At 41.4% G+C, this 266-nt stretch carries 1 protein-coding gene; it reads left to right on the forward strand.

Translation table 11 applies throughout. The features are described from left to right. Positions 1-266, forward strand: a 266-nt coding sequence (locus tag AAEZ18_RS18980; protein WP_352255967.1) for a hypothetical protein, incomplete at both ends; no start/stop codon positions are given.

Genomic DNA, 266 nt, shown 5'->3' on the forward strand with positions numbered 1-266 from the left:
TGGGCTTTGTACAAAAGGCGTACGCAAGCTGGAGCGCTATTTTAAATACCAATCCGGTTTTACATTACAGTAGCGCTTTTTTAGCGGGTATTGGCATAAAACTCCTACTTGATAAGTTTTATATATCGCACCCCAAACGCGGTATTGGGTTCAGCTGGCGGTATCCGCCAGTGACAATTGCAGTGTGGTTATCAGTAGCAGCCTTACTTATTTATCTTTTTGTGAATACAGCTTATAGAGCGTATTTTCTTGACGATGATCTACTT

The organism is Pseudoalteromonas sp. 19-MNA-CIBAN-0066 (assembly GCF_040308705.1).
GTDB lineage: Bacteria > Pseudomonadota > Gammaproteobacteria > Enterobacterales > Alteromonadaceae > Pseudoalteromonas > Pseudoalteromonas nigrifaciens.